The 12,469-nt window shown below is 71.3% G+C and carries 11 protein-coding genes; all 11 read right to left on the bottom strand.

Going from position 1 to position 12,469, the window contains the following annotated elements; all coding sequences use genetic code 11:
* Window positions 1–83: 83 nt before the first annotated feature.
* The gene (locus tag OG219_RS22525; protein ID WP_266829213.1) at window positions 84–875 is read right to left on the bottom strand and encodes an MBL fold metallo-hydrolase; all 792 of its coding nucleotides are present in this window, start codon (window positions 873–875) and stop codon (window positions 84–86) included.
* A gap of 62 nt (window positions 876–937) precedes the next feature.
* On the bottom strand, window positions 938–1,741 hold the full coding sequence (locus OG219_RS22520) for an alpha/beta hydrolase (RefSeq protein WP_266829211.1): 804 nt from the start codon (window positions 1,739–1,741) through the stop codon (window positions 938–940).
* Window positions 1,742–1,772: 31 nt separating this feature from the next.
* Window positions 1,773–2,630 (bottom strand): alpha/beta fold hydrolase, encoded by an 858-nt coding sequence (locus OG219_RS22515; RefSeq protein ID WP_266829209.1) that lies wholly within the window; start codon window positions 2,628–2,630, stop codon window positions 1,773–1,775.
* 42 nt (window positions 2,631–2,672) lie between these two features.
* Window positions 2,673–3,497, bottom strand: a complete 825-nt coding sequence (locus tag OG219_RS22510; RefSeq protein ID WP_266829207.1) for an alpha/beta fold hydrolase — start codon at window positions 3,495–3,497, stop codon at window positions 2,673–2,675.
* Between the two features lie 99 nt (window positions 3,498–3,596).
* Window positions 3,597–6,356 carry a LuxR family transcriptional regulator gene (locus OG219_RS22505; RefSeq protein WP_266829205.1) on the bottom strand — a complete coding sequence of 920 codons (2,760 nt, stop codon included), beginning with the start codon at window positions 6,354–6,356 and terminating at the stop codon, window positions 3,597–3,599.
* Window positions 6,357–6,447: 91 nt separating this feature from the next.
* On the bottom strand, window positions 6,448–7,914 hold the full coding sequence (locus OG219_RS22500) for a HAMP domain-containing sensor histidine kinase (protein ID WP_266829203.1): 1,467 nt from the start codon (window positions 7,912–7,914) through the stop codon (window positions 6,448–6,450).
* Window positions 7,911–8,642 carry a response regulator transcription factor gene (locus tag OG219_RS22495; RefSeq protein WP_266459274.1) on the bottom strand — a complete coding sequence of 244 codons (732 nt, stop codon included), beginning with the start codon at window positions 8,640–8,642 and terminating at the stop codon, window positions 7,911–7,913. The genes OG219_RS22500 and OG219_RS22495 overlap by 4 nt, the downstream gene beginning before the upstream one ends.
* Window positions 8,643–8,753: 111 nt before the next feature.
* Window positions 8,754–8,939, bottom strand: coding sequence for a hypothetical protein (locus tag OG219_RS22490; RefSeq protein WP_266829201.1), 186 nt, complete (start codon window positions 8,937–8,939; stop codon window positions 8,754–8,756).
* A gap of 35 nt (window positions 8,940–8,974) precedes the next feature.
* A complete protein-coding gene (locus OG219_RS22485) occupies window positions 8,975–10,186 on the bottom strand; it encodes a S1C family serine protease (protein WP_266829199.1) in 1,212 nt (403 codons plus the stop codon).
* A gap of 187 nt (window positions 10,187–10,373) precedes the next feature.
* Window positions 10,374–11,396 (bottom strand): LacI family DNA-binding transcriptional regulator, encoded by a 1,023-nt coding sequence (locus OG219_RS22480; protein ID WP_266829197.1) that lies wholly within the window; start codon window positions 11,394–11,396, stop codon window positions 10,374–10,376.
* 23 nt (window positions 11,397–11,419) lie between these two features.
* On the bottom strand, window positions 11,420–12,238 hold the full coding sequence (locus tag OG219_RS22475) for a response regulator transcription factor (RefSeq protein WP_266829195.1): 819 nt from the start codon (window positions 12,236–12,238) through the stop codon (window positions 11,420–11,422).
* Window positions 12,239–12,469 lie beyond the last annotated feature (231 nt).

The following is a 12,469-nucleotide window of genomic DNA, read 5'->3' as shown; positions in this document are numbered from 1 at the left end:
TAACGGGGGGCTGTGGGAGAGCTTGGAGAGGGGTGTGGGGAGGCTGGGGGTCGCCCTCCCGGTCGGCTGGGGCCGGCCTCCCCTCACACGCCGATGTCCACCCCCGTCCCGGCCGGCAGCCAGCGGAAGCGGTCCCTGATGTCGGCGGGGGCCGCGGCCAGCCGGCGTTCGACGGCCGCGCGGTTCTCCTGGAAGTGGAGCCAGCCCTCGTAGTGGACGGGGAGGGCGGTGTGCGGGCCGAGCAGGCGGCACAGCTCGATGGCCTCGGCGGCCGTCATCGAGTAGCGGACCGGGCCCGTCAGCCGGAAGCGCACACCGCCCAGGTGCAGCAGGGCCGTGCCCACGTCGAAGCGGCGCGCGACCTCTCGTACGCCCTCGTACAGGACCGTGTCGCCCGAGATCCACAGCACCCCGTGGCGCTGGCCCTCCCAGGCCAGGGCGAAGCCCGTCACCTCTCCGGTGACCGGGCGGGACAGCGGGGGTCCGTGGCGGGCGGGCGTGGCCGTGATCTCGATCGTCGGGCGCGAGGGGGATTCCAGGCGGTACGTGGTCCACGGGGCCAGGGCCCGTGCGTTGCCGCCGAGGCGGCGGGCGCCGGCCCGGGTCGTCAGCACGATGCCGGCGGACGGCAGCAGGGCGCGTCCGGCGGTGTCCAGGTTGTCGCCGTGGTGGTCGTGGCTGAGCAGAACGGCGTCGATCGGGGGGAGTTCGGCGGTGCTGAGGGCCGGTCCCGCGGTCTTGCGCGAGGAGGTTCCCCAGCCGAACGCGTAGCGGTTGCCCGGCGGGTCGAAGGTGGGGTCGGTGAGCAGGCGCCAGCCGCCGGCCTCGATCAGGGTGGTCGGACCGCCTATGTGGGTGATGCGGACCTCTCTCATGTGCGGTTCCCTCCCTGGGCTGGGGACGGCCCGTGCGAGCCGCCCCGGCGATCCGTACGGCGCTACTTGGCGTGGGCCAGCGCCCATGAAAGCGCGTAGTCCGCGATCTCCTCCCAGCCCGGGGAGGCCGGCATCAGGTGCGGCTGACCCGGATACACCTTCACCTCGGTGACGGTGTCCGACTTGTAGTGCCTGGCGTTGGACGCCTGGACCTTGGGCGGCATCAGGTGGTCCAGCTCGCCGGAGAGGAACAGCAGCGGCGCCCGCTCGTCGTTGTGGTAGTTCACCCAGATGTCCTGGTGGCCGGGCTGGAGGTTGGCCAGCACGCTGTTCCACAGGATGCGGCCCGACGCGGGGATCGCGTAACGCTCGTACAGCGCCTGCGACTCCTCCTCGGTGAACGTGTTGGTGAACGCGTAGTGCCACTCGTCGTGGGTCAGACCGACCGCCTTGTGGTGGTTGGCCGGGTTCTTGAGCACGGGGAACGTGGACTTCACCTGGGTCAGCGGGACCACCGAAACGCCCTCGGTGGGCGCCGAATTGATGGCCACTCCGGCCGCGCCGAAGCCGTGGTCGAGCAGGACCTGCGTGAACGCCCCGCCCGCCGAGTGGCCGATCAGGATCGGCGGCCTTTCGAGTCCGCGGACCACGTTCGCCAAGCTCTCGATGATCTGCGGGGCGGTGATCTTCTCGATCGGGGCCGGGTCGGCGTTCAGGGACTCGACCTCCACCTCGAAGCCGGGGTAGGCGGGCGCGAGGACGCGGTAGCCCTGCTTCTCGTAGCGGTCGGCCCAGTGCTCCCAGCTGCGGGGCGTGACCCAGAAGCCGTGGATCAGGACGATGGTGTCCGGTGGTGCACTGCTCATTGGTTTTCCTTCCGGTCGGGCGGTGCGTCGGTCAGACGGTGGCGCGGTGGGCGGCCAGGATCTGGCGGACCACGACGTCCGGGCGGGACATCATCACGACGTGCGAGGCGCCCTTGACCTCGACTGTCGTGCTGTTGGCGCGCTCGGCCATGAAGCGCTGGAGCGCGGGCGGGATCACGTGGTCGGCGGTGGGGATCACGAACCAGGACGGCAGGCTCTTCCACGCCGGTACGCCGCTGCCGGCCGCCAACCCGCCCACACTGCCCGGTCGTTGGGCCGCCGCCATCACCCGGGTCGTGGCCGGCGGCAGGTCCTGGGCGAAGACGTCGTGGAACTTCGCCGGATCGATGTATCCGTCGAGCCCGTCGCGGGTGCCGTCCGGCAGGGGGACCGGCAACGGGAACGGGCGGGTCACCAGCGCACCCTGCAACTGGCTCCCCGGGAACATGCCGGCCAGCTGCAGCGCGCTCTCGCCCTCGTCGGGCGCGAAGGCACCGACGTACACCAGGGCCTTCACATTGGCGTGCCCGCGCCCTGCGTTGGTGATGACCTCGCCGCCGTAGGAGTGGCCGACCAGGACGACCGGCCCGGGGATCGTGTCGATGACGCTGGAGACGTACGCCGAGTCGAGCGCCAGGTCCCGCAGGGGGTTCGCGGGGGCGATGACCGGGAAGCCGGCCTTCTGGAGGCGGGCGATGGTCGCGTTCCAGCCGGAGGCGTCGGCGAAGACGCCGTGGACGAGGACGACGGTGGGCTTCGGGCCCGAGCCCGTACGGGGGGTGGCCGAGGCCGTGGTCGCGGCGGCGCCGGTGAGCGTGAACGTGCCGGCGGCGAGCAGCCCGCCGAGGACGCGGCGGCGGGGGTGGGCGTTGGAGGTCTCGGAGGTCAAGGCGTGGTTCCTTCCGGTTCGGGACTGCCAGGGACCTGGCAGTCAGGAGTTGAGGAACTCGAGGAGATCGGCACCGAGTTGGTCCTTGTGGGTGTCGGTGATGCCGTGCGGCGCGCCCGGATAGACCTTCAGCGTCGCGTTCTTGATGCGGGCCGCCGAGGCCTTGCCGCCGACCTCGAAGGGCACGACCTGGTCGTCGTCGCCGTGGATGACGAGCGTGGGTACGTCGAAGGCGTCCAGGTCGGCGCGGAAGTCGGTGGCGGAGAAGGCCGCGACGCATTCGTACGCGCTCCGGTGCCCGGCCTGCAGACTCTGCAGCCAGAAGGCGTCCCGGACACCCTGGGAGACATTGGCGCCGGGCCGGTTGTTCCCGAAGAACGGGCCGTCGGCCAGGTCCCGGTACAGCTGCGAGCGGTCGGCGAGCGAACCGGCGCGGATCGCGTCGAACGCCTCGACCGGTACGCCGCCGGGGTTGTCGTCGGTCTTCAGCATGTACGGCGGTACGGCGGACACGAGCACGAGCTGCGCGATCCGGGCGGTGCCGTGCCGGCCGACGTAACGGGCTACCTCGCCGCCCCCGGTGGAGAAGCCGACGAGCGTCGCGTCGCGCAGGTCGAGGGTGTCGATGAGGGTGGCGAGGTCGTCGGCGTAGGTGTTCATCTCGTTGCCGTGCCAGGTCTGGGTGGAGCGGCCGTGCCCGCGCCGGTCGTGGGCGACGGCCCGGAAACCGTTAGAGGCAAGGAACAACTGCTGCGCCTCCCAGCTGTCCGCGTTCAGCGGCCAGCCGTGGCTGAGCACGACCGGACGGCCGCGACCCCAGTCCTTGTAGTGGATCTGGGCTCCGTCTGCGGCGGTGACATAGGGCATGCGGGGGTGCTCCCGTCTGCGGATTCGGATGCGACCACCCGATCGTCGGCGGGAGCGGGGGGTGCCCGAATCACGTGGAGCGCGTAGTCGTGAACCGGGTCAGAGGTCCGCGGCCCCGCCCAGTTGCCGCCGGGACGTGACGTCGAGCTTCCGGAACACCTTCCGCAGGTGGTAGTCGACCGTGCTCGCGCTGATGAAGAGCTGGGCGGCGATCTCGGCGTTGGTCGCGCCGCCCTTGGCGAGCCGCGCGATGGTGAGCTCCTGCGGGGTGAGCGCGCTCGCCGCCCCGGTCGTCCCGCGCTGCGGGCGCTCCCCGGTGGCGGCCAGCTCCTGGGCGGCGCGTGCCGCGAACCCGGTGGCGCGCATCCCGTCGAACATCCCCACCGCCGTACGCAGTTGCTCGCGCGCGTCCTTGCGGCGTTTGCGGCGGCGCAACCACTCGCCGTAGAGGAGATGGGCGACGGCGAGATCGGCGCGGGCGCGGGTGCCGGACAGCAGGGTGACCGCCTCCCGGTACAGCGGCTCGGCTTCGCCCGGCGGGGCGAGGAGGGCCTGCGAGCGGGCCAGCAGGCCAAGGGCCCACGGGGTACCGGAAGCCGTGGCCCGGGACGTGAGCGTCCGCAGAGTGGCGGTGGCCAGGACGCGGTCGCCCGAGCGTACGGCCGCCTCGACCAGGTGGGGGAGGAGGCGGGAGTGCACCGCGAGCACATCCTGCTCGACCAGCTCGTGCGCGATGGTGCGGGCCTCGGCGTAGTCGCCGCGGCTCAGGGCGTGGATCGTCATGCCGATGCCGGTGATGGACTCCATCACGCCGTTGCCGAGCGCCCTCGCCGACTTGACCGATCTGCGGAGAGTCTCGTCGAGCCGGTCGACGCCCCCGTGCCAGGCGAGCAGTTCGGGATGCTGGTAGACCTCCCATTGGGGGGTGGTCGCCCCCATTGCCGCGCGGACCTGATGGCCCTCGGCCGCCAGGGCGTCGGCGGAGGGCAGCCGGCCGAGGGTGGTCTCGGCCATGGCCGCGCAGAACAGGATGATGTTGAGATGCCACAGGGCGCCGGCCCCGCGTGCGACGGCGTCGGCACGCCGGAGCAGGGCGGAACGTGTCTCGTGGTCCCAGAGCATGGTGGAGAACCAGACGCCCAGCTGGTACCCGTGCAGGAGTTCCTCGTCGCTGGTGTCCGCGGCGAGCAGTGCGTCGAGGGCGCCGCGCAGATGGGGAACGGCCTGTTCGTAGCCCTCGGTGGCGAGCACGGCAAAAGCGTGCAGCAGGCGGTCGACCGGTGTCGGCGGGCCGGGAACGCGGGCCCGGGCCAGCGCGGCCGCGGCGATGTCGGTGGGCGTTGCCTCGGGGGCGAGGTGGCGGGCCGTGAGCGCCCACTGCGCGGCCCGCAGCAGTGCTTCGCGGGCGAGCTCCGGTGCCTGCCGGCCGAAGGCCGCCGCGGCCGCCAGGCACAGCGTCGCCGCCTTGGCGTGCGAGTCGGGCTCGCCCAGGCCGTTGAGGGCACCGGCACGCACGAGCAGCGCGCGGCCTCGCGGCACGTCGCCGAGAAGCTCCAGGCCGACGGTGTCCAGCAGCGTCCGGGCCTGCAGCAGCGCTCCGCCGGTGAACGCGGCCTCGGCCGCCGCCAGCAACCGCCCGGCCCGGACCTCGGCCTCGGGGGTCAGCTCGGCGGCCCGGGTCAGGAAGGTGGCGCGGGCCGCGTGTCCGCCGCGCGCCCCCGCCCGGTCCGCGGCTCGCTCCACCTCGGCGGCCACCTCCGTGTCCGGTCCGATCGCGGCCGCCGCGAGGTGCCAGGCCCGCCGGTCGGTGTCCGCGGGCCGGTCGGTGACCTCGGCCAGCGCACGGTGTACGCGCCGCCGCGCCACGCTGGTGGCACCGCCGTACACCGCGGACCGCACCAGCGGATGCCGGAACCCCACGGTGGCCCGCAGCGCCACCAGCCGTACGGCCTCGGCGGGCCCGGAGTCCTCGGGGCCGATGCCGAGGTGCCGCGCCGCGCTCGTGACGTACCCGAGGTCGCCGCCCGGCTCGGCCGCGGCGAGCAGCAGCCAGGTCTGCGCGGGCCCCGGCAGTTCGTGCACCTGCCGGAGGTAGTGCTCCTCCAACCGGCCGCCCACGGGCAGTGGTTCGGGCAGTGCGAGCCCTCCGGAGAGCTGGTCGGCGGACAGCTCCTGCCCGAGGTCGGTCAGTGCGAGAGGGTTTCCGCCCGTGGCGGCGAGGATGCGCGCGCCGACCCGGGCGTCGAGCGGCCCGGGGACGGCCTCGGTCAGGACCTGGAGCGCGAACTCGTCCTCCAGCCCGCCCACTTCGGTGACGGGCAGCCCCGCGGGCACCTCGAACCCGGTCCGCGCGGCGAACAGCAGCCCCACTCCCTCGGCATGCACCCGCCGCGCCAAGAAGGCCAGTACGCCCAGCGACTCGCCGTCGAGCCACTGAGCGTCGTCCACACAGCACAACACCGGCCGCTGCTTGGCGACTTCGGCGAACACCGTGAGCGCCGCGAGCCCGACGAGAAACCGGTCGGCGGGCGGCCCGTCGGCCAGCCCGCACGCCACCCGCAGGGCCTCGTGCTGACTGGCGGGCAGCGCCCCGGACTCCTTGAGCCCGTCGAGCCCGCCCAACAGGGGGATGAGCAGCCGGTGCAGAGCGGCGAAGGCGAACCCGGCGGCCTCCGGCTCGACCCCCGCGACCCGTACGACCCTCAAGTCCGATGCCGCGTCCGCCGCGTGCTCCAGCAACACGGTCTTCCCGATCCCCGCGTCGCCCCGCAGCACCACCACGCCGCTCAGACCTTCACGAAGATCCCCCACGAACCGTTCGAGCGCATGCCGCTCCCCGACCCGCCCCTTGAGCACCACGCCCGCACCCTTCGCCGGTGCTCCACATCCTGCACAGCTCCGGCCGGATTTACGTGGAACATCCAGAAGTGCGACGCCTCGCTCCGCTTGGTTACTGCACCTCGGGCGGAGGCGTAGGCGCCCCCGGCAGCCGGATCGTCGCCACCGTGCCGCCGCCCTGGGCGGGCGTCAGGGACACCTCGCCGCCCGACTGCTGCACCGTACGCGCGACGATCGACAGGCCCAGGCCCGAGCCCGGCAGCGCTCGTGCGCTCGGGGAGCGCCAGAAGCGGTCGAAGACGTGGGGGAGATCCTCGGTGGGGATGCCGGGGCCGTGGTCGCGGACGGTGAGTTCGCCGTCCTTGAGGACCACGTCGATGGCCTCGCCGGGCGGGCTGAACTTCACCGCGTTGTCGAGGATGTTCACGATGGCCCGCTCCAGGGCGGACGGCTCCGCCCGTACGTACCAGGGCTGGATGTCCGCCCTGATCGTCAGCTCCGGGCCGCGCAGCCGCGCCCTTCGGAGCGCCGACTCCACCGTTTCCTGGAGCGCGACCACCTGAAGCCGGTCCGCCTGGTGACCCGCGTCCGAACGCGACAGCGTCTGCAGGTCACCGATCAGTGCGGCCAGTTCGGTCATCTGCGCCGTGACGGAGGCGAGGAGGGCCTTGCGGTCGGCCGGGGGGATCGCCCGGCCCGTCTCCTCGCTGCGGGCGAGGAGCTCGACATTGGTGCGGAGGGAGGTGAGGGGGGTGCGGAGTTCGTGGCCCGCGTCCGCGATGAGCTGCTGCTGCAGCTCGCGGGAGTTCGCCAGCGACGCGGTCATCGAGTTGAAGGAGCGGGAGAGACGGGCGATCTCGTCCTCGCTGTCCTCTTCGACGGGGATGCGGATGGACAGGTCCTCCGTGCGGGCGACCTCTTCGACCGCCTCGGTGAGCTTGTCGACCGGGCGGAGACCCGCGCGGGCCACCGCCAGGCCCGTGGCTCCGGCGCCGACGACTCCGATGCCGGAGACGAGGAGCAGCAGCAGGGCCAACTCGTTGAGGGTCGACTCCGTGCCCTTGAGAGGGAAGGCAACGACCACGGCGGCGTCCTGGGCCAGGGACTGGCCCCCGCCGTTGGTGGGAGGATTCATGATGACGAGCGGCATCGTCATCACCCGAACGGACTTGCCGTCGCTGTCGGTCCCGTTCCGGAGCGTGACGCTCTCGAGATCCGGGTTCTTGGCGTAGTCCTTGTCGCTGCTGGAGACCTTCACCGTGCCCGCGGAGAGGTCGAGGGCGCAGACCGTGCCGTCGGCCTTCACCACCTGCCAGTAGTACTCGGACTGCCTGCGGTAGTTGCTGGTGGTCGTCGGGTCCTGGCCGCAGTTGTTGATGGCCTCCTGGACCTGCGTGTACGACAAGGGGCCCTTCTGCGACTCCAGATCGTTGTCGATCTCGTCGTACAGCTTCCCCTGCACGATGAACCAGCAGGTGACCGAAACCGCCGCCACCCCGAACGCCACCGCCGCGGCGACCAGCATCGCCAGCCGCGACCGGATGGGGAGGGAGCGGAACCGGCGTACCACGCTCCTCACTCCGCGCCGCCCGACCGCAGCACATACCCCACACCCCGCACCGTGTGCACAAGGCGCGGCTCGCCGCCCGCCTCGGTCTTCCGGCGCAGGTACATGACGTACACGTCGAGGGAGTTGGAGGACGGCTCGAAGTCGAAGCCCCAGACCGCCTTCAGGATCTGCTCGCGGGTGAGGACCTGGCGCGGGTGGGCGAGGAACATCTCGAGGAGGGTGAACTCCGTGCGGGTCAGCTCCACCTGGCGGCCGGAGCGCGTGACCTCACGGGTCGCGAGGTCCATGCGCAGGTCGCCGAAGGTGAGGGCGTCGTCCTCGGGGGCACCGACCGCGGCGGCCGCGTACGAGCTGCGGCGCAGCAACGCGCGGACGCGGGCGAAGAGTTCGTCGAGTTCGAAGGGCTTGACGAGGTAGTCGTCGGCGCCGGCGTCGAGCCCGGTGACGCGGTCGCCGACGGTGTCGCGCGCGGTGAGCATGAGGATGGGGGTGGTGGTGCCCGCGCCGCGCATGCGGCGGGCGGCCGTCAGACCGTCCATCCTCGGCATCTGGATGTCGAGGACGACCAGGTCGGGCTGGTACGCAGTCGCCTTCTCCAGCGCGTCCGCTCCGTCGACGGCGACCTGGGTGTCGTATCCCTCGAAGGCGAGGCTGCGCTGGAGTGCTTCACGTACAGCCGGCTCGTCGTCGACGATCAGGATGCGCTGGGTTTCACGGTCGCCTTCGGCGGGGCTCATGGGCTCGGGTTCCTCGGGTGCGGTGGGACGGGGCCGGTCGCTTTCAGCCTCGCACGTTTCCGGGCTGCGTCGTAGGGCCGAAAAGGATCAGCCCCATGGACGGACGGGGCATCAGCCTCGTACGACGGTACGGCGGCGGGCAGGGGCCCGGCGGGACCGGCGGGCGGCGGCCGTGGACACCTCAGGAGCCCGGCTCACCGGCGCGTGCAGCTGACGGGCAACTTCCAGGGCCAGGCCGAGCCCGGCCGGGTCGCTGCCGACGGTGCTGTGCGAAACCTGCTTGATCTGCTGGATCATGTCGAACTCCTTGCTCACGGCCCCCGGGGGGCGGCTCAGCTGTCAGAGCCGCCGGCGCGCAGGGTGGCCAGGTCGGACTTGACGGTGTTGATCGGGATGGCGAAGCCGAGGCCGACGCTGCCCGCGCTCGACGAACTCGTGGCGTCCGCGGCGGAGTACATCGCGGAGTTGATGCCGATGATGTTGCCGTTCATGTCGATGAGGGCGCCGCCGGAGTTGCCGGGGTTGAGGGACGCGTCCGTCTGGAGCGCCTTGTACGTCGTCGTGGACGAGCCGGTGTCGCCGTTGAACTGCTGGCCGCCGAACTCGAACGGCCACTGGCCGCCACTGCCGCCGCTCTGCCCCTGGCTCTGGCTTTCGTCCGTGGAGACGGTCACGTCACGGTTGAGGGCGGAGACGATGCCGCTGGTGACGGTGCCGGTCAGGCCCTCGGGGGAGCCGATCGCGACGACCTGGTCGCCGACCTGGACGCCCGCGGAGTCGCCGAGCGTCGCGACCGTCAGACCGGAGGGCGCGTCCTCCAGCTTGATCAGCGCGAGGTCCTTCGCGCTGTCGGTGCCGACGACGCTCGCGGTGTACGACTTGCCGTTGCTCAGCTGCACCTTGATCGAGGAGGCGCCCGAGACGACGTGGTTGTTGGTGATGATCTCGCCGTCGGAGGTGATGATCACGCCGGAACCGGTGGCCTCACCGGCGTTCGAGGAGGCGGTGATCTCGACGATGCTCGGGCTGACCGCCTTGGCGACGCCGGCGACGGTGCCCTTGTCGGCGGTGGGTACGACGCTGGTGCTGGTGCTGCTCGACACGGTGTCGGTGCCGGTCAGCTCCTGGATGCCGTACGCGGTGCCGCCGCCGATGGCCGCGGCGACTATCGCCACGGCGGCGAGGAGGGCCAGCGGACCCTTCGCGCGCTTCTTCGGGGTGTGGTGGGTGGGGGGCACGGGCTCGGCCGTGAGTACGGCGGTGCTCGCCGCGTCCGGCTCGGGGTAGCCGCCGAAGGCGCCCCCGCCCTGGCCGCCGTCGCCACCCTGACCGGAGCCGGAGCCCGGCCATACGGTGGTGCCCGGCTCCACGGCGACGGGCTCGGCCGGCTGGTGCGCCGGCGGGGGCGGCCACTCGGGGTTCACGGGGGAGGAAGCGTGCTGCTGCTGGGGGTACGCGGGCTGCTGGTTACCCTGAACATACCCGGACTCGTCGCCCTGCTGGGGGTGCTCGTACTCGCCGCTGCGGCGGAAGCTCTCGGTCATGGAACAGAGCCTGTCGCCCCATCATGAGAGCTCCCTGAGCGCCCGCTGAGAACCCCGATAGAAGCTCGTATGCCCGATATAAAGACGCCGGGAGCCCAGAAAACAGGGGTTCGGCCCCTTTAGGGGCGCGGGGAACTGCGCGACCAGCCACAGCGCACCCGCAGCCAAAATCGACCCCCCAGCGGAGCTACTCGCAGCCGCAGGACCTGCGTACGACCAACCGCGAAGGAAACACCTTCACCCGCTCCCGCCGGGACCCGGCAACCCGCAGCCCGTCATCAAGCACAAGATCGACCGCGGCCCGGGCCATCGCGGACCGGTCGGACGCGATAGTCGTCATAGGCGGATCCGTCAACGCCGCTTCCTTGACGTCGTCGAAGCCGACCACACCCAGCTGCCCGGGAACATCGATACGCAGCTCGCGAGCCGCCCGCAGCACGCCGATCGCCTGGTCGTCGGTGGAGCAGAATATGGCCGGAGGCCGATCGGGCCCGGCAAGCAGCTGAAGGCCGACCTGGTACGCGTCGTAGCGGTTGTACGGCGCCTCGAAGAGCCGGCCCTCCGTGGGGATCCCGGCGTCCTGCATCGCGCGCTGCCAGCCCTCGACGTGGTCGGAGACCGGGTCGCCGACGGTGGGGGTCTCCGCGATACCGCCGAGACAGGCGACGTACTCGTACCCGTGCTCCAGCAGATGGCGGGTGGCGAGCTGGGCGCCGCCGATGTCGTCCGTGACGACCGCGACGTCGTCCATGGCCTCGGGCCGCGCGTGCAGCAGCACCACGCGGGCGTCCCAGGCATCGATCTCGGCGGCCGCGTTGTCGTTGAGCGCGTTGCTGACGAGGATCAGCCCGGAGACCCGCATGCCGAGAAATGCGCGGAGGTAGTGGACCTCACGCTCGGCGATGTAGTCGGAGTTGCCGACCAGCACCATTTTTCCGCGCTCGGCGGCGGCCTGTTCGACCGCGTGCGCCATCTCCCCGAAGAAGGACTGGCGTGCGTCCGGCACGATCAGGCCTATGAGCTCGGTCCTCCGTGATGCCATGGCCTGGGCGACCCGGTCGGGCCGGTACCCCAGCTCCTTGATCGCGGCGAGAACGCGCTCGCGCGTGGCCGGGGCAACCGGCCTCGGTCCATTGTTGATGACATAGCTGACCACGGCGGTCGAAGTACCCGCCAGCCGCGCCACATCATCCCGAGTTACCTTGGCCACGCGCGGAGTCTACGCGGATGGACCTACCCCTGGGCAGGGCGTACGGCGACTTCCTGTGCCGGAGCTGTGGCCTCCGCGGAGTCGACGGCGTCGAGGTGCGCCGTCTCGTCCGCATCCTCCGGCTTTGGCTGGGCCGACTTGGCCTTCGCCTCGTCCGTGGCGCGGTCCACCTTCTCCGGCGTAACGAATCGATAACCGACGTTCCGGACGGTCCCGATCAGCGACTCGTGCTCGATGCCGAGCTTCGCGCGCAGCCGTCGTACGTGGACGTCGACCGTCCGCGTACCACCGAAGTAGTCGTAGCCCCAGACCTCCTGCAGCAGCTGGGCGCGCGTGAACACGCGGCCCGGGTGCTGCGCGAGGTACTTGAGGAGCTCGAACTCCTTGAAGGTCAGGTCGAGGACCCGGCCCTTGAGCTTCGCGCTGTACGTCGCCTCGTCCACGGAGAGGTCGCCGTTGCGGATCTCCATGGGGGAGTCGTCGTTGACGATCTGCTGCCGGCCCATGGCGAGACGCAGCCGCGCCTCGACCTCGGCCGGACCGGCGGTGTCCAGCAGGACATCGTCGATTCCCCAGTCGGCGGTGACGGCCGCGAGGCCGCCCTCCGTCACGACGAGGATGAGCGGACAGCCGGGTCCCGTGGAGCGCAACAGCTGGCAAAGGCTGCGCACTTGGGGGAGATCACGGCGTCCGTCGATCAGGATGACGTCGGCACCCGGGGTGTCGACGAGAGCGGGGCCTTCCGCCGGGGCCACTCGCACGTTGTGCAGGAGCAGGCCGAGAGCGGGAAGCACCTCCGTCGACGGCTGAAGGGCATTGGTCAGGAGCAGAAGAGAACTCATCGCGCCCCACCTGCCTGGGTCGTCGTCACAAGGTCATGCACGGTTCGCTTGCCCATAACGTCGGTTCCTCCTCGGTCCCTGCGAGGACGTTTGCGGCACTGCTCGGTACTTGCGTCTCCCGCGCCCCTGGGAGCCGCTATGCGTTCGTCGCCTTCGTACACCTGCGGTTTCCCGCTTCGTATACAACGGTTAAGAATGCACAAAAGGACCCGGGGGCTACTCTGCCCGAGT

Source organism: Streptomyces sp. NBC_00038, assembly GCF_026343635.1.
Taxonomy (GTDB): Bacteria; Actinomycetota; Actinomycetes; order Streptomycetales; family Streptomycetaceae; genus Streptomyces.
This window is presented reverse-complemented; position numbering and strand designations above follow the sequence as displayed.

Bases quoted from the DNA above. Each gene is read 5' to 3' on its own strand.
- OG219_RS22525 (WP_266829213.1), bottom strand. From the start codon at position 875: ATGAGAGAGGTCCGCATCACCCACATAGGCGGTCCGACCACCCTGATC.
- OG219_RS22520 (WP_266829211.1), bottom strand. From the start codon at position 1,741: ATGAGCAGTGCACCACCGGACACCATCGTCCTGATCCACGGCTTCTGG.
- OG219_RS22510 (WP_266829207.1), bottom strand. From the start codon at position 3,497: ATGCCCTATGTCACCGCCGCAGACGGAGCCCAGATCCACTACAAGGAC.
- OG219_RS22495 (WP_266459274.1), bottom strand. From the start codon at position 8,642: ATGAGCCCCGCCGAAGGCGACCGTGAAACCCAGCGCATCCTGATCGTC.
- OG219_RS22490 (WP_266829201.1), bottom strand. From the start codon at position 8,939: ATGATCCAGCAGATCAAGCAGGTTTCGCACAGCACCGTCGGCAGCGAC.
- OG219_RS22485 (WP_266829199.1), bottom strand. From the start codon at position 10,186: ATGACCGAGAGCTTCCGCCGCAGCGGCGAGTACGAGCACCCCCAGCAG.
- OG219_RS22475 (WP_266829195.1), bottom strand. From the start codon at position 12,238: ATGAGTTCTCTTCTGCTCCTGACCAATGCCCTTCAGCCGTCGACGGAG.